At 48.0% G+C, this 16,033-nt stretch carries 14 protein-coding genes; 6 read left to right on the plus strand and 8 right to left on the minus strand.

Features of this window, described 5'->3' with window-relative positions:
* Positions 1–38: 38 nt before the first annotated feature.
* From Q1A41_RS02315 to metG, 7 genes are all read right to left on the minus strand, one after another.
* Positions 39–761, minus strand: coding sequence for an electron transport complex subunit E (locus Q1A41_RS02315; protein ID WP_299974144.1), 723 nt, complete (start codon positions 759–761; stop codon positions 39–41).
* Positions 754–1,410 carry an electron transport complex subunit RsxG gene (gene rsxG, locus Q1A41_RS02320; RefSeq protein ID WP_299974147.1) on the minus strand — a complete coding sequence of 219 codons (657 nt, stop codon included), beginning with the start codon at positions 1,408–1,410 and terminating at the stop codon, positions 754–756. The genes Q1A41_RS02315 and rsxG overlap by 8 nt, the downstream gene beginning before the upstream one ends.
* Complete coding sequence (rsxD, locus tag Q1A41_RS02325; RefSeq protein ID WP_299974150.1) at positions 1,407–2,459, minus strand: electron transport complex subunit RsxD; 1,053 nt, start codon at positions 2,457–2,459, stop codon at positions 1,407–1,409. The genes rsxG and rsxD overlap by 4 nt, the downstream gene beginning before the upstream one ends.
* Entirely contained in the window at positions 2,459–5,095 is a 2,637-nt protein-coding gene (rsxC, locus tag Q1A41_RS02330) for an electron transport complex subunit RsxC (protein WP_299974153.1), read from the minus strand. The genes rsxD and rsxC overlap by 1 nt, the downstream gene beginning before the upstream one ends.
* Positions 5,092–5,730 carry an electron transport complex subunit RsxB gene (rsxB, locus tag Q1A41_RS02335; RefSeq protein ID WP_299976145.1) on the minus strand — a complete coding sequence of 213 codons (639 nt, stop codon included), beginning with the start codon at positions 5,728–5,730 and terminating at the stop codon, positions 5,092–5,094. Before rsxB ends, rsxC begins: the two co-directional genes overlap by 4 nt.
* A gap of 9 nt (positions 5,731–5,739) precedes the next feature.
* The gene (gene rsxA, locus Q1A41_RS02340) at positions 5,740–6,315 is read right to left on the minus strand and encodes an electron transport complex subunit RsxA (protein WP_299772076.1); all 576 of its coding nucleotides are present in this window, start codon (positions 6,313–6,315) and stop codon (positions 5,740–5,742) included.
* A 113-nt stretch (positions 6,316–6,428) separates the two neighbouring features.
* Positions 6,429–8,456 (minus strand): methionine--tRNA ligase, encoded by a 2,028-nt coding sequence (gene metG, locus Q1A41_RS02345; protein WP_299974156.1) that lies wholly within the window; start codon positions 8,454–8,456, stop codon positions 6,429–6,431.
* Between the two features lie 424 nt (positions 8,457–8,880).
* Here metG and apbC point away from each other — a divergent pair, with 424 nt between their 5' ends.
* From apbC to arfB, 6 genes are all read left to right on the plus strand, one after another.
* Positions 8,881–9,984, plus strand: coding sequence for an iron-sulfur cluster carrier protein ApbC (apbC, locus tag Q1A41_RS02350; protein ID WP_299974159.1), 1,104 nt, complete (start codon positions 8,881–8,883; stop codon positions 9,982–9,984).
* 163 nt (positions 9,985–10,147) lie between these two features.
* Positions 10,148–10,717: a dCTP deaminase gene (dcd, locus tag Q1A41_RS02355; protein WP_299974162.1), complete on the plus strand. Its 570-nt coding sequence runs from the start codon at positions 10,148–10,150 to the stop codon at positions 10,715–10,717.
* Positions 10,718–11,220: 503 nt separating this feature from the next.
* A complete protein-coding gene (locus Q1A41_RS02360) occupies positions 11,221–12,399 on the plus strand; it encodes a M15 family metallopeptidase (protein WP_299974165.1) in 1,179 nt (392 codons plus the stop codon).
* Between the two features lie 8 nt (positions 12,400–12,407).
* On the plus strand, positions 12,408–12,593 hold the full coding sequence (locus Q1A41_RS02365) for a hypothetical protein (RefSeq protein ID WP_299974168.1): 186 nt from the start codon (positions 12,408–12,410) through the stop codon (positions 12,591–12,593).
* A 178-nt stretch (positions 12,594–12,771) separates the two neighbouring features.
* Positions 12,772–14,226 (plus strand): pyruvate kinase, encoded by a 1,455-nt coding sequence (gene pyk / locus Q1A41_RS02370; protein ID WP_299974171.1) that lies wholly within the window; start codon positions 12,772–12,774, stop codon positions 14,224–14,226.
* Between the two features lie 42 nt (positions 14,227–14,268).
* The gene (arfB, locus tag Q1A41_RS02375; protein ID WP_299974174.1) at positions 14,269–14,682 is read left to right on the plus strand and encodes an alternative ribosome rescue aminoacyl-tRNA hydrolase ArfB; all 414 of its coding nucleotides are present in this window, start codon (positions 14,269–14,271) and stop codon (positions 14,680–14,682) included.
* A gap of 182 nt (positions 14,683–14,864) precedes the next feature.
* Here arfB and Q1A41_RS02380 read toward each other — a convergent pair whose 3' ends face one another.
* Entirely contained in the window at positions 14,865–15,968 is a 1,104-nt protein-coding gene (locus tag Q1A41_RS02380; protein WP_299974176.1) for a glutathione S-transferase, read from the minus strand.
* Between the last annotated feature and the right edge of the window lie 65 nt (positions 15,969–16,033).

Genomic DNA, 16,033 nt, shown 5'->3' on the forward strand with positions numbered 1-16,033 from the left:
TTTAGGCCTATGGTTGGCTGAAAGGTGCTGTTTACAGTTTAGCTAATGTGGCCGGTTGTGCGAACACGTCGACTTCCGGCCACGACGGGTGCTTGCTTGGCCTTGGCTTTTTCTTGCTGGTGATGGTCTATCGCATTCTTTGCAGCGATCAAGAAGCCCGTCACGATAAAGGCTCCAGGTGGCAGCAGCGCTACTAATAAGCCGGGGTAATCATCACCCATTAGCTGCAACTCCCAATTGGCCGCCATGGGACCTAAGAGCAGATCCATACCGGCAAACAGCGTGCCGGCACCCAAAAGTTCTCTGATACCGCCCAGTGCCAGTAAAACCAATAAAAAGCCTAAGCCCATCATGACGGCATCTACGGTTGAAGCCAGTACACCATTTTTACTGGCAAATGCATCAGCACGCCCAAGGATGGTGCAGTTGGTAACAATCAACGGGATAAAGATACCGAGAATTTGATACAGCTCGTAGGTGAATGCCTGCATCAACAATTCGGTTGCGGTGGTAAACGAAGCGATAATCATCACGAAGGCCGGTAGGCGAATCGCATCGCTAACCGCGTGGCGAATCAATGAAACGCTAATGTTGGACCCTAGCAGTACCAACATAGTAGCAAGACCTAAACCCAGCGCATTAACCACCGAGCCAGTAACGGCCAGCAATGGGCAGAGCCCCAACAATTGCACCAAGGCGGGGTTGTTTTCCCACAAGCCTTTTTTGCTGATGTCGGCGTAATCAATGCTTTTATCAGTCATTGCTAGGCTCCTGTTGCGTTAAATGGCTTTGCTCTTTTAACAGCCAGCTATTAAAGGCTTCTACAGATTGTTTAACTTGTTTGACGACGGCCCTAGGGGTAATGGTCGCACCAGTAAATTGATCAAAATCACCACCGTCTTTTTTAACGGCCCATGCTGAACTATTCTCAGCCGTTAACGATCGGCCGGTAAAGCTCAAGATCCAATCGCTTTTTTTAGTTTCAACTTTATCACCTAGGCCGGGGGTTTCTTTGTGGGCCAATACCCTAACTCCACTGAGCATTCCTGATGGCGTAATACCGATCAACAGTTTTATATCGCCGCTGTAACCCTCAGGGGCAATGGCGGGAATTAAATAGGCGATCACTTTTCCAGAACGCTTGGCCAAATAAACGTTTTCATCGCCTTGCCAGTGCAGTGTTTTCTGCAGGCTTGCAGGAATATCTAAGCTGTCGGCTAGCAGGTCGTTGTCATGTTTTTCTGGCAAGCTGGCGATAATTTCTAATAGCGCTTGCTCTGCGGCTTTGCGTTCTGCGGCTGCAATACGGTCTTTGGTCATTAAGTGGGTGCCAGCTAATACCGCTGCCGTCAGCAAGGCAAAGGCACCCAGCAAAATGGCATTTTTGCTAATTGAATCACCTAGTGTCATGGCTCTTGTTTCTCCGTGGCCTTACGTGGCTTGGCGTGGCCGTAGCTGCGCGGCACGGTATAGTAGTCGATAAAAGGCGCTGCAAAGTTCATTAGTAGAACCGCAAAGGCCACCGCATCAGGGTAGTTACCCAATACTCGAATTAAGTAGACTAGAGCGCCTACGGCCGCACCAAAAATAAGCCGGCCTTTATTGGAGACCGCTGAGCTAACTGGGTCGGTAATAATAAAAAAGGCACCTAACATGGTAGCGCCGCTAAACAGATGCAAGCTTAGGGAGCCACCTGACTGGGAGCTGCCTGAATCATAGCCCAGAAGGGCGAACAGGCTTAGGCTCGCCAGCATGGCCACAGGTGCATGCCAGGTGAACACTTTTTTATAGAGCAAATACAAGCCGCCCATTAAAAAGCCCAGGTTGACCCATTCCCAGCCAGCGCCGGCCAGTGAGCCACTGCGTATCAAATCACTGTCAGCGTAAACTTGGCTAATGAGTTGGCTATTGTTTTGTTTGACGATATCTAATGCCGTCGCAGAGGTGTAAGCGTCTAGACCCTGGCCAGTAAATACCTGGCTTAAACTGGCACTGATAGAGGGTAGGGACTCGAGCAGCGGGGCAGGGCTTGGCCATTGGCTCATTTGCAAAGGGAATGAGATCAGCACAACAACATAGCCAACCATGGCTGGGTTAAAGGGGTTATAACCCATGCCGCCATAGAGTTGTTTGGCGATAACAATGGCGCTAACGCTGGCTACCAGCACTACCCACCAAGGGCAATACGGCGGTAGCGCCAGACCCAAAAGTACAGCGGTAACGGCCGCGCTGTAATCACGCAAATAAAATCCTAACGGGCGTTTGCGTAAGCGTAAGACTAGTGCTTCACCTGCCAAACAAAAAACTAAGGCAAGCAAAATATTGATAATGCTGCCCGGACCAAAAAACACCGTTAAAGCCAATAGCCCGGGAAGGGTGGCCAGCAACACGGTCTGCATAACATTAGCGGTGTTATTGGCCGCGTGGGCATGTGGCGAACTGGCGCGCAAAAATGACATTATTCGGACTCCAATTCTTTAAGCTTGGCTTGTAGCTTTTCTAGCCCAAGGCGGAAGGCATCCACATTGTCGTTGCCTTCTTCAATGGCCTTATCTAGGCGTTGCTGTGCTTTTTGAATGCGCTGCTGCAGCGATTCGATTTGTGCTGCATGTTTTTCACTGTCGCTCATTTGAGCTTGAGCAGCCGCTTTAGCTTTGGCTTTTTCAATTGCCGCGCTGGCCGCATCAAGCGGTACGCCAGAGCTCTCGTTTGTACTTTCGGCAGGCTTTGCAGGCTCTTGCTGGGCCTTAAACTCAGCAATCTCCTGCTCGACGGTTTTGATTTTCTCTTGCAGCTTTTCGACAGCTGCCTGCATAGCGGGGCGTTTGTCTTCGTCTGCCGTGGCCGCTTTTTCTTCGGCCTTGGCTAATCTTGTTTGCAAAGCTTGCAGGCTATTTTGCAGTTTTTCAGCTGGAGACATATTGAGTCTCTGCATAGCTTTTGCTTTTGCCCGCTCAATAGGGTCTTCAATACTGTCAGGATCTATTGGGCTTTCAGCTGTGGCGGTGTTTTCTTTAAGCGGAGCCTGGGCTTTTAACTCATCAATTTCTTTTTCGAGTGCGGCTTTCTTCTGCTTCAGCTTTTCGACAGCGGCTTCCATAGCCGCGCGTTTGTCGTCATCGGCTTCGCCGGCTTTCTCTTGTGCTTTTTTAAGCCTGTCATTTAGACTGCTCAAGTTGTTTTCAGCTTTTTCAAGTGGCGACATGCTGAGGCGCTGTTGAGCTTTGGCCTTGGCTCTTTCTATCGGATCGTCACTGTCAATATTGAGTGGCGCAGTTGGCTTTGCCGAAGCCGGGTTTGTGGTGGCTGGGTTTGATGTCGCTGGATTTTCGCCAGCAGACTGCTGTTTGAAATCGTGCAGCTTGCTTTCTGCATCTTGCAGTCTTAGTTGCGCCTGTTTAAAGCGAGATTCCAGTTTGGCTTTTTGATCTCCCTCAGCCTGCTGCCATTTTTCTTCGGCGCTGTTTAGTCGATTGCGTGCATTGTTAACGGCGCGCTCTAACTTAGCCAGCTGCTCGGCTGGGTCAGACTGCTGCGCTTGCACTCTCGCCATGGCTGCTGCCACTGGGTCTGCAGCGGGGGCTGTTTTGGCAGTACCTGCATTAGCGGCGGCCTTAGCCTTAGCCGCTTCGGCGGCTTTTTTACGAGCCAGACGCTTCGCTTCTTTTTCAGCTTCGGCACGTTCAATGCGTTTTTGGCGAAACTCAAAGCGTTGACGAGAACGATCAGATTTCTCTTTTTCAATCTCAGCCTGTCGGATTTCACCTTTTGAAGCACGGTAGTACTGCACCAATGGAATGCTACTGGGGCAAACAAAAGAGCAGGCGCCACATTCAATGCAATCCATTAAATTATGGGCCAGTAGACGGTCGTGCTCTTTAGCTTGGGCATACCAATAGAGTTGCTGTGGTAGCAAACCCGCGGGACATGCTTGTGCGCAATGGCCGCAGCGAATACAGGCTTGTGCTGGTGCTGGATCAGGCATTTCTTGGTGGCTGGGTACTAATAAACAGTTACTGGTTTTCACTATGGGGGCGCGGCTATCGGGCAGGCTAAAGCCCATCATGGGGCCACCCGCGATAAGGCGAGCACAGGATTTTTCTTGGAAACCAAATTGCTCCAGTACAAATTGGCTAGGGCTGCCTAGTTTTACAATCGCATTGCCTTGCTCTTTAAGGCTTTCGCCCACCACGGTGGTGATTCTTTCGATCAATGGCTTGCCGTGCTTGATGGCTTCCCATATCGCAACGGTGGTACCAACGTTCTGAACCACAATACCGATATGTGCGGGTAGGCCACCACTGGGAACTTCTTTGCCAGTTAAAATTTGAATTAGCTGCTTCTCACCACCAGAAGGGTACTTGGTAGGGAAGCTGACCACTTGAACACGATCAATGCCGGGCAGATCTTCCGCCGCGAGTTTGAGCAGTGATTGCTCGAGTGCAGCAATGGCCTTTGGCTTATTGTCTTCAACGCCGATTAAAATTCTATCGGGGCTGTTTAAAATATGTGCCAACAGGGTGCAGCCACGAATAATATCTTCGCTACGCTCTTGCATCAGTACATCGTCAGCCGTGATATAGGGCTCACACTCTGTACCATTGATAATCAAGGTGTCGATATTGCTATTGGGTGGTGGATTTAATTTAACGGCGCTTGGAAAACCTGCGCCTCCCATGCCAGCAATCCCCGCATGGCGAATTTTTTCAATTAAGGCTTCGTGATCAAGCCCAAAAGGATTTTCACAGCCTTCAAAATCGATGCTTTCATCTTTGCCATCAGCCGCCACAACAATGCAGTCGCCCCACAATCCCGAGGCGTGAGGGATAGGTCTGGCTTCAATGGCGCTGACAGTACCTGAGGTGCTGGCATGGATGGCAGCACTGAATGGGCCATTTGGCTCGGCGATCATTTGGCCTGCTAAAACGCGATCGCCAATTTCCACCACGGCTTTGGCAGGCGCGCCGATATGCTGCGCTAAAGGAAAAACCAACTCCCTAGGAATAGCTAAACGCCGCAATGGTGATTGCAGTGATTGTTGCTTATTTTCTGGTGGGTGAACGCCGCCGCGTAAAGGGTAAATCAACTGACTCATGCGGCCGTATCCTCTTGCTTGGTTTCTTGAGGCGTTTGGCGGTCACTGGCAATGATGTCGGAGTTTACTGCGGCGAGCGGTGAGGGTAATTGCCACTTCCAGTTTTGCATGGTTACTTCAACTTCACGCATTTCAATACAATCAACGGGGCAGGGTTCTACACAGAGATCACAGCCAGTGCACTCATCGGCAATGACGGTATGCATTTGTTTTGCGGCGCCCAAAATGGCATCCATTGGGCAGGCCTGAATACATTTAGTACAGCCAATACACTCGTCTTCACGAATGTAGGCGACTGTAGGCAATTCTGATTCCGTGCCATGCTCGGCATCGAGCTCAGGGGCATCGACGCCCAATAGGTCGGCGATTGAATTAATTGTATCTTGTCCACCTGGCGGGCATTTATTAATTTCTTCGCCGTTGGCAATGCCTTCGGCATAAGGGCGACAGCCAGGGTGGCCACACTGGCCGCACTGCGTTTGTGGCAATAGATTATCGATTTGATCAACGATCGGATTGCCTTCGATTTTATAGCGCACAGCGGCAAAACCAAGGATGGCGCCGAACACTAATGCTAGGCCACCGAGAACCAGAAGCGCGAGTACAAGCGGATGTAAGCTAGAGATATCCATGATGCTCCCGGTTTACACCAGGCCTCCAAAGCCCATAAAGGCAAGTGACATCAAGCCAGCGGTTATCATTGCAATGGCAGGGCCTTGAAATGCTAAGGGTACATCGGCAACCGCTAAGCGCTCACGCATGGCGGCAAACAGCACCAGCACCAAAGAGAAACCTAAGGCTGCGCCAAAACCATAAACTGTAGACTCAAAAAAGTTATGGGCTTTGTTGGTGTTTTGCAGTGCCACACCCAATACGGCGCAGTTGGTGGTGATTAGCGGTAAGAAGATCCCTAAAACTCGATAGAGCAGAGGGCTGGTTTTTTCGATGAACATTTTGGCGAACTGAACAACAACAGCGATCACCAAAATAAAAGCAATGGTACGTAAATATTCTAAGCCAAAGGGTTGCAGTAGATAGCTATTGACTAAGTAACTGCAAATACTGGCTAAGGTCAGCACGAAGGTGGTTGCGCCGCCCATGCCAATGGCGGTTTCCAGTTTATTGGAAACCCCCATAAACGGGCACAATCCAAGAAATTGCACCAGCACAAAGTTATTCACCAGAATGGTGCTGATTAAGATAATGGCAAAATCGGCCATTGTTGCTCCATTGCTATTGTCGGCTTTAAATCAATCGGGCTCATGGGCCCATAAAAAATTGGCAAGCTTAGCTCTAAGGCTAATAGCTTGCCTTGTGTTATATCAGCTTTTACTTACATAACCCTTTGGCCAGGCTGGGCGCCGCTGTGTGGCTCGAGCAGATAAATTTCTTTATCGCCTGGGCCAGCCGCTAGAACCATGCCTTCGGAAAGACCAAACTTCATCTTTCTCGGTGCGAGGTTAGCAACCATAACGGTCAGTTTCCCTTCCAGGTCTTCAGGTGCATAGGCACTTTTAATACCCGAGAACACTTGTCGAGTTTCGCCGCCTAGATCTAAAGTCAGCTTTAATAGCTTCTTGGCACCATCGACATGCTCAGCTTGTTTGATAAGTGCTACACGCAAATCGACCTTGGCGAAATCATCGAAATTAATTTCGTCGGCAATCGGCTCGTCCGCAAGTGGACCAGTGGCGGCTGGCTTTGCCACCTGCATCGCTTCGGCGGCCGCTTGTTTGCTGTCTTCAACCATGGCAGCAACCTTATCGGGTTCAATACGAGTCATCAGTGGCTTAAACTTATTGATGGCACCAGCACGGTAGGCCAATGGCTCTTGCCAATTTAAGGTTTCATCCAAGAATAGCTCGGCTTTTTCAGCGGTAGCTGGCAGCACTGGCTTTAAGAAACGCATCAGGGCGCGGAACATATTTACCCCTAGGCTGCAGATGTCTAAAACCTTTTGCTCATTACCTTCTTGTTTTGCCAGGCTCCAAGGCGCTTGTGCTTGGATATACTCATTGGCCGCATCCGCCAAGGTCATAATCTCGCGCATGGCCTTGCTGTATTCGCGTTGCTCATAGAGCTCAGCAATAAGATTTTCAGCGTTTAAAAACTGCTGCCAAAGCTCGGGATTTTCAATGTTGGCGGACATCTCTCCACCGGCTTTTTTCACAAACGATGCTGTGCGGCTAGCGATATTAACAACCTTGTTAACTAGGTCAGTATTCACACGCTGAACAAAGTCTTCTAGATTTAAATCTAGATCGTCAACACTGGCGGTTAGTTTGGCGGCAAAATAATAGCGCAGGTATTCAGGGTCTAAGTGATTCAAATATGCCGCAGCATTAATAAAAGTGCCACGCGACTTAGACATCTTCTTGCCATCAACGGTTAGAAAACCGTGTACATTAACGCCGCTTGGTTTACGGAAACCCGCAGAGTGCAGCATCGATGGCCAAAACAATGCGTGGAAGTTGACGATGTCCTTGCCGATAAAGTGGTAAAGCTCGGTTTCGCTGTCAGGCTTCCAGTATTCATCCCAGTCTAAGCCTTCGCGATCGCAAAGCGTCTTAAAACTGGCCATATAGCCAATCGGGGCATCCAGCCAAACGTAGAAGTATTTACCTTTTTGGCCAGGAATTTCGAAACCAAAATAAGGTGCATCGCGGGAAATATCCCACTCTTGTAATCCTGCATCTAGCCACTCGGCAAGTTTGTTGGCGACTTCATTTTGCAAGGTGCCACTGCGGGTCCACTCTTTTAGAAAATCGCTAAACTCAGGCAGCTTAAAAAAGAAATGCTCTGAATCTTTGGCAATCGGTGTTGCGCCAGAGATGGCTGACTTAGGGTTAATTAACTCTGTTGGTGAGTAAGTCGCTGAGCATACTTCGCAGTTATCACCGTATTGATCTTCAGCTTTACATTTAGGGCAAGTGCCCTTGATGTAGCGATCGGCCAAAAACAATTCTTTTTCTGGATCGTAAGCCTGGGTAATAGTACGGCTGGCGATATGACCATTTTCCTGCAAACGCTGGTAGATCATTTCTGAATACTGGCGGTTTTCTTCACTATGGGTAGAGCCATAGTTATCAAAACCAATATGGAAACCGGCAAAATCTTTTTCGTGATCGGCCTTTACGTTAGCAATTTGCTCTTCGGCAGTAATACCTAGCTGCTCGGCTTTTAACATGATGGCCGTGCCGTGGGCGTCATCGGCACAGACATAGTGGCAGTCGTGACCACGCAGCTTTTGGAAGCGCACCCAGATGTCGGTTTGGATGTATTCGACTAAATGGCCAAGATGAATTGGGCCGTTGGCGTAGGGAAGTGCGCTGGTGACCAAAATTTTTCGGCGCTGACTCATTGATGGAAACTCGCTCTCTAAAATGCCCCTGAGGGGCTGTTCAATCTCATTAATTCGGTGGCATGTGCCAAATGCTGTGCCCAATTTGCTTTGTTCTAAGCTTCACTCATCTGTCCAGAAATAGTGGATCAAATGCAATATGTCTTAATTAGCTAGCCATCAGGCGGCAAAACCCGCGGATTATAGCATTGAAAACTATCGCTAAATACTCTTAAAACCCTTTTATTTAGGCATAAGCTTAGTCTTTGGCTTGGGTTGTCTAGAGCAGCTTGGAAAGCCATTACTGGCTTTGTGTTGATTGAAATATGCACTTTTTAAATGGTTGTAGCAGCGCAGCTTAGAGCTAAAAATTGCCTTTAGGGCGTTGTCATTTGGATAAAGCGTCCCCATTATATTGGCAGTTAATGTATTCAAGAGAGTCACTATGAGCCAAGACATCCAGCCTTTGTGCGACGAGCTATTAAGCCGTGTATTAGACCCTTTACTGCATCGAGAGCTCAATCGCTTAGATTGCCTAAAGCAGGCCGTTGTTGAAGGGGAGGCCTTGCAGCTTAAACTTGAGTTTCCATACCCTATAGATACTTATCGTTGGTCTGTTGAGCAGCAATTACAGCAGGCATTTATGCAATTAACTCAAGAGCAGTCTTGGCCGCTCAAAAGTCTTGAGGTCAACATAAGCTGGAAAGCCCCTCGTAGCATGCCGGCTGACATCCCAGGCCTAGAAAATATCGCGAATGTGATTGCGGTAGCTTCTGGTAAGGGAGGGGTGGGCAAATCCAGCACCACAGTAAATTTGGCTTTAGCCCTGGCAGCATCAGGCGCAAAGGTGGGCATTTTGGATGCGGATATTTACGGTCCTAGCCAAAGCCATATGTTGGGCTTAGATGGACAGCGCCCAAGAGTAAAGGGGGAGAAACAAATGTACCCTCTAGAAGCCTATGGTTTAGCAGTGATATCGATGGCCAACCTGGTCACCGATAAAACGCCTATGGTTTGGCGAGGCCCTATGGCGGCCGGAGCCCTGCAGCAACTGCTTTTACAAACGGCCTGGCCGCAATTGGATTATCTATTGATCGATATGCCCCCTGGCACGGGCGATATCCAGCTAACCCTATCTCAGAAGGTGCCTCTAAGTGGTGCTCTTATCGTGACCACCCCCCAAGATATTGCCTTGATAGACGCTTTGAAGGGCATTGAAATGTTCAATAAGGTTAATGTGCCTATCTTGGGGGTGTTGGAGAATATGAGCCATCATATTTGCAGTCAGTGTGGCCACCAAGAGGCGATTTTTGGCGAAGGTGGCGGCGAGCGGATTGCTCAACAATACGGAATAGAAGTCTTAGCACAGTTACCTATCGACAAACAGTTGCGTGAGGATTTAGATGGCGGTATGCCGACTGTGGTGAAGTCACCGAGCTCTGCGTTAGCGATGGCTTATGTTGAGGCGGCCAGTAAATTGGCTGCTCAGCTATTTTTGCAATCAGAGTCCGGGCAGGCCGGGCCTGAGTTGGTGTTTAGTAACGACTAGTATTGTGGCCGCGGGCGCCTCCCTTTGGGGGGCATAGTGGAATGCCGAATAAGGTGCGCTTTTCCCATGGTCGAAAACACTATATGATTCGGCCCACTTTCTGTCCTGCTGCAGGGCAAATATCAATTAACGAGTTAATTAAGCAATAGGATAGAGGCTGTTTATGTCCATTAAGTCTGACAAATGGATGTGCCGTATGGCCGAAGAGCACGGCATGATCGAACCTTTTGAGCGCGAGCAGGTGCGCTACGACAGCCAGGGCCAGCGTCTGGTTTCCTACGGTACTTCTAGCTATGGCTATGATGTGCGTTGTGCCGACGAGTTTAAAATCTTCACCAATGTTCATTCAACCATCGTGGATCCAAAGAACTTTGATGAAAACAGCTTTGTGGATATCAAAAGCGATGTCTGTGTGATTCCACCGAATTCATTCGCGCTGGCACGTACCGTTGAATACTTCCGCATTCCTCGTAATGTGCTGACCGTATGCTTGGGTAAATCCACCTACGCGCGCTGTGGGATTATCGTGAATGTAACGCCACTTGAGCCAGAGTGGGAAGGTCATGTCACCCTAGAGTTTTCCAATACCACGCCTTTACCTGCAAAAATATACGCCAATGAGGGCGTTGCTCAAATGTTGTTCTTTGAATCTGATGAGGTTTGCGAGACTTCGTATAAAGACCGAGGCGGTAAATATCAGGGGCAGCGTGGTGTGACTTTACCAAGAACCTAAAATCCTTTTTGGTGGGCAGTGATAGATTCTGCCCGCCACTCCCTCTTAAGTACTAATTTTACTCACAGCCTTCGATATTTTTCCTCCGATATGGACTCTTGGCGCGCCAAAATGGGTTCTGTTGGGCTTTTATTCCAGAAAAACCAGCTTTTTAAATCCCTTAAAACTATACAGTCCTACACAAAAGTGCTTACTCATCATATAGTTAGCCACTATTGTTGAGGTGCTTTGTTATTTTTTTGCGTTCATTGAGTCAAAAACTGGACGTTTTTTCAAATGCTCTACTATTATTGTTATTAGGTGTCGGTAATATAGGTGCAATGATTTGCCATTGGCTGACAATAAGGCGCCTAGCAGGCTACAATAGCGAATCAATAAGCGATAACTATATATAGAACCTGTTAAACAGGTCGTGGGTTTAGAAATACCCAATCTAGGAAATTAGGGCTGTGGTTTAGCTCAGTTTGAAACTGAGAACAGGCAGTTTTTCGGGGATATAGAAAGTGAAACGACGGGATTTATTAGTGGGTTTTGTTGCCGGTGCAGGTGTTACTGGGACAGGCTCATATTTATTGCAGTCTTTAGCCAACGAGGCTTTAGATGATGCACCAGTGCAAGCCGAGCTAGGTGATATTGATCCTATCCCCCTAGATCCGCCCAGCGACGCTGAATTTGTTATGCCACACCCGGCTGATACGATTTCATCTGCAGCTCACGATGCCAATAACAAAGTGGCTTTAGAGGCGGATGCAAAGGCGAATAATCCAAGCATTCAATTAGACCCAAAGACCCCAGTGGATAATGGCGAACTGTTTGACAGCAACTCGCTTAGCGGTACGGTTATCCGTGAAAAACTCCCAGCTATGCCTGCAGTTGATGTCAATCAGGCGGCTGGTTCTGAGCAAGCTCAGCAAATTGTTTCTCAAGATCGCGAGCAGGTCGTTCTGGTGGACCCCAATGCCGAAGGGGATATCAATCTCGATAAAGTGAAGTTCTTTGAAAATGAATTTCACGATGATGTCTACCTACCGAAAGACCAGCGCCGTATTCTACTTTCAGTAGCTTTGCGTTTGGGGCGAGCCCAAAAAATTGTGGGGCATGGTAATTTCAATGTCTTGGGCTTTGATGAGGTCATTCGCTTTGGGCGTAAGTACAGCAAAATTGGTCGCTTTACCGACGAAGAGTTGGCCTTTATGGAAATGATCTTCGAAACTCAGGCCAGTGAGTATGGTTTTTTTGGAGAAAAGGTTTCGGGTAGCTTAAGCGATCGTATTGCTAAAAAAGATATTGTAAAGGTTCCATATTCAGGGCATTACCTCTTCGCAGGTGATTCCTTAAATTATTACAACAAGCTTAAAAAAGATGTCGGCAAGAATATTATTTTGACCTCTGGCATTCGCAGTAACGTTAAGCAGATGATGTTGTTTTTAAATAAAGCTGTCGAGTCAGAATTTAATCTTTCTAAGGCCTCTCGCTCGCTAGCACCCCCTGGCCACTCTTTCCATGGCATCGGAGATTTTGATGTGGGCCGTATAGGTTGGGGAGCAAAGAACTTCACCGATCAATTTGCGCAAACCCGTGAGTTTAAAACCATGGAAGATTTAGGTTATGTGCAGATTCGCTATACCACTGATAACCGCCTAGGGGTTCGCTATGAACCTTGGCATATCAAGGTAGTTTAACTCTTCCTATGGGCGAGGTTCTGCCATTTAAAAGAAAAACCGCTGCTGAAAAACACAAGGGCAAAAGCTTGTGTCGCAGCGGCTTTCACAAATGGAAAATCTGCTCCGCAAAGCAATTTGACGTTAAGCAGGGTAAATTGGTTACCCGCTATCGCTGTGAGCGTTGTGGCGCTGAAAAGGTTAAAGCCCACTGATTGCTTTAGTAAGTAGCGATAACATTTAGCGACAACACCTAGTTACTAAACTTAGCTACTATACCTAACTGCTTTGGCTAGAACGTCGCCTTCTTCTTTATGCATTTATATCACTGTCATTTAAAGCTGGTATAGTGTCTGTTTTAAACCCGAAACATTGACTTAATTGGAGTTATTTGTGAGTACCATTCGCCGTACCAAAATCGTAGCCACTTTAGGACCATCTACTGACGCCCCTGGTGTACTAGAGAAAGTGATTAAAGCTGGCGTTAATGTGGTGCGCATGAATTTCTCCCATGGTAGTCATGATGATCACCGTCAGCGTGCTCAGCAGGTCAGAAAAATTGCTCGTCGCCTACACCGAACCGTGGCCATTCTTGGTGACTTGCAAGGCCCTAAGATTCGTATCGCCCGTTTTGCTGATGGCCCTATTGAATTGGCTTTGGGTGATAGCTTTGCTTTGGATGCCAGCTTGGAGCGCGAGGCTGGTAATCAACGAGAGGTTGGTATCGATTACTCTGAGCTGCCAAAAGACGTTAGTAGCGGTGATCGCCTGTTGCTAGATGATGGTCGAGTAGTATTGGAGGTTACCGCTGTTAGCGGTAGTCGTATTGAAACCAAAACCGTTGTCGCAGGCAAGCTATCGAATAACAAAGGCATTAATCGCGAGGGCGGGGGCTTATCGGCCGAGGCCTTGACGGATAAAGACAGAGCCGATATTAAACTGGCCGCTGAAATTAAAGCCGATTATTTGGCGGTTTCTTTTGTGCGCAGCGCTGACGATATGAATTTGGCCAGAAAGTTAATGGAAGAGGCTGGAGGTGAATCAAGTTTGGTCGCCAAGGTTGAACGGGCAGAAGCCGTTTCTGATAAATCTGTTTTAGACGGCATTATCGAAGCATCAGAATGTGTCATGGTGGCCCGTGGAGACCTTGGGGTAGAAATCGGCGATGCCGAGTTGATTGGTGTTCAAAAAGACATGATTAGCCGCGCTCGCAAGGCGAATCGTTTGGTGATTACGGCTACCCAGATGATGGAATCCATGATTGATAGCCAGCTGCCTACCCGCGCTGAAGTATTTGATGTGGCCAATGCGGTACTGGATGGAACTGACGCGGTTATGCTTTCTGGGGAGACGGCCGCAGGGCAGTTTCCAGTTGAAACCGTAGAGGCAATGGCGCGTATTATCATTGGTGCTGAACGCAGCCCTGAAATTCAACAATCCCAGCATCGTTTACACCAACAGTTTGACGCCGTAGATGAGTCGATTGCGATGGCCGTGATGTATACCGCCAACCACCTTGAAGGTGTAAAAGCGATTATTAGCTTAACCGAAACCGGTAAAACGCCCCTGTGGATGTCGCGTATCAGCTCGAGCCTTCCGATTTTTGCTTTTACCGCGCAACAAGATGCCGAAAATCGTATGGCGATGTTTAGAGGGGTGGTACCGGTGACCTTTAACACCCTGATTGTAGCGCCTGAAGAGATGAATCAAAGTGTTATCAATGAACTTCAACGTCGCGGTGTGGTAGAGCTCGGTGATCTGGTTATCTTGTCTAAAGGTGATTACATTAATGTGCATGGCGGTACCAACACCATGAAGGTGGTTCGCGTGGGTGATGCCATTGCTTAAGCGTTTTTTGCAGTCCAATGTGAGGCTCTGAGTAGGGGCCTTATGTTTAGAATTTCCAATAATGTTGCGCTGGCAGATGATGAGATTGAACTGAAAGCTATTCGTAGCCAGGGCAGTGGTGGCCAAAACGTCAATAAGGTCTCCACGGCTATTCATTTAAGGTTTGATATTCACCGCTCCAGTTTGCCTGAATTCTATCGTGATCGCTTGTTAGCACTTAAAGATCAGCGCATCAGCAAAGAAGGTGTTGTGGTTATTAAGGCCCAGCAGTTTCGCACTCAAGATAAAAATCGCGAGGCCGCCCTCGACAGGCTGCGCGAGTTAATACAATCTGTCGCATACACACAAAAAAAGCGTATCGCTACCAAGCCAAGCCGTGCGGCTAAAGCGCGCCGTATGGATAGCAAAAACAAACGTGGTCAAATTAAGGCAGGCCGTGCGAAGCCAAAGTTTTAAACGCCCAGATTGGCGGTTTAATTGCCGGGGAATTTGAAGCAGGCGGAGGCCAAAATTCAGAGAAAGTGAGAGCCGCTCATCCGTGAGCTACCCAAAGGGCTTGAGCTCTCAGGGCATTATTTTAGCCATTTGGGAAAGCTTGGCTTTGTTATTTCAGCCTTAAACCTTCCCAATTTCGGCCTTTAGGCTAAGACAAGGCGATTTCGTTCAAATTTCACCTTACTTTGTAAACTAATATCGAGCGGATTTGAGCCATCATTAAAATGGGCAAAATACTCGCCGCTTAAGGATTTTTCGTCCTCATTTAGATCCTGGTAGTGATCAAGTACCCGTTGCAGCATCCATTGGCCATAAGTCAGGCTCATTTGCTGTGCTGTAGTATTTGCTATTCGAAACTCCTGCATGCCTAGCATGCGTGGTAGGCGGCTTCCAGGAGCCTGATCTTTTGCCCAGTGCTCAATGTTTTTACAGCTATTGAGGAGTGATGGCCAAAATTCCGAAAACAGTCGCTGTAGTATTGGCTCTAGCGCTTTGGGAATCTCATCATCGGCTAAAAACTCACCTTCAATATCGCAAGAGTTGTTCATACGCTCAACCCAGCTGGCGACATTGGGGGCTTTTTCCTTCATCAGTTGCCCAGGATAGGGGTCTCTATATAGGTGTGCATAGAGTGGCCCCATCAAGCCAAAGTCTCCAATGCATGGAGCACTTCCCAATAGAAAATCCTGCTGGCTAAACAGCTCATTGAGCTGAGATAGAAACTCTTCATACCAAGTTTCTATAGCGCTAATATTGCCCTGGGTGATACCAAGAGGTTCGACATAGCCTGAAAACTTGTCGACAACTTTCTTCCCGAGCCAGCGTTGCACAAACTTTGGCATTTTAGGTGCAACGCTGGCACCAAACTCTGATTTGATAAACTCTAAATTTTGCTCGGGGAAATTCCAGCGGTAGTGCATGGCGGGTAGTCTTAGCCACTCATCACCGTACATTTCGAATAACAAGGCCAGCATTCTCTGTTTTGGTGATTTTGGCAATATTGGCTTGCTGGGGAATCGCTGTTCGAGCTTATCTAATATAACGCTGCTGTCCTGCCAGTATTCTTCCTCTGGGCTTTTGACAACAGGGATCATAGCAACGCCAGTTTTTGGTAATATGATCTTTTTGTATACCCCCATGGAAGAAATCTGCTCTTGATAGGGGATGTTTTTATACTTCAAATAGGCTCGAACTTTACCGGTATATAACGACGCAGGTGCGCCGTATAAGGTATAAATCTGACTCATAGTGCCGCTCTAGTGTTTATTGTTGTTTGGGGCTTGTTATCCTAAGGCATTATATGAAAGCACAG

The organism is uncultured Pseudoteredinibacter sp., from assembly GCF_947502065.1.
In the GTDB taxonomy this organism is placed as follows: domain Bacteria; phylum Pseudomonadota; class Gammaproteobacteria; order Pseudomonadales; family Cellvibrionaceae; genus Pseudoteredinibacter.

Coding starts and splice junctions, on each gene's coding strand:
- Q1A41_RS02315 (WP_299974144.1), bottom strand. CDS start 761: ATGACTGATAAAAGCATTGATTACGCCGACATCAGCAAAAAAGGCTTG.
- rsxG (WP_299974147.1), bottom strand. CDS start 1,410: ATGACACTAGGTGATTCAATTAGCAAAAATGCCATTTTGCTGGGTGCC.
- rsxD (WP_299974150.1), bottom strand. CDS start 2,459: ATGTCATTTTTGCGCGCCAGTTCGCCACATGCCCACGCGGCCAATAAC.
- rsxC (WP_299974153.1), bottom strand. CDS start 5,095: ATGAGTCAGTTGATTTACCCTTTACGCGGCGGCGTTCACCCACCAGAA.
- rsxA (WP_299772076.1), bottom strand. CDS start 6,315: ATGGCCGATTTTGCCATTATCTTAATCAGCACCATTCTGGTGAATAAC.
- metG (WP_299974156.1), bottom strand. CDS start 8,456: ATGAGTCAGCGCCGAAAAATTTTGGTCACCAGCGCACTTCCCTACGCC.
- apbC (WP_299974159.1), top strand. CDS start 8,881: ATGAGCCAAGACATCCAGCCTTTGTGCGACGAGCTATTAAGCCGTGTA.
- dcd (WP_299974162.1), top strand. CDS start 10,148: ATGTCCATTAAGTCTGACAAATGGATGTGCCGTATGGCCGAAGAGCAC.
- Q1A41_RS02365 (WP_299974168.1), top strand. CDS start 12,408: ATGGGCGAGGTTCTGCCATTTAAAAGAAAAACCGCTGCTGAAAAACAC.
- arfB (WP_299974174.1), top strand. CDS start 14,269: ATGTTTAGAATTTCCAATAATGTTGCGCTGGCAGATGATGAGATTGAA.
- Q1A41_RS02380 (WP_299974176.1), bottom strand. CDS start 15,968: ATGAGTCAGATTTATACCTTATACGGCGCACCTGCGTCGTTATATACC.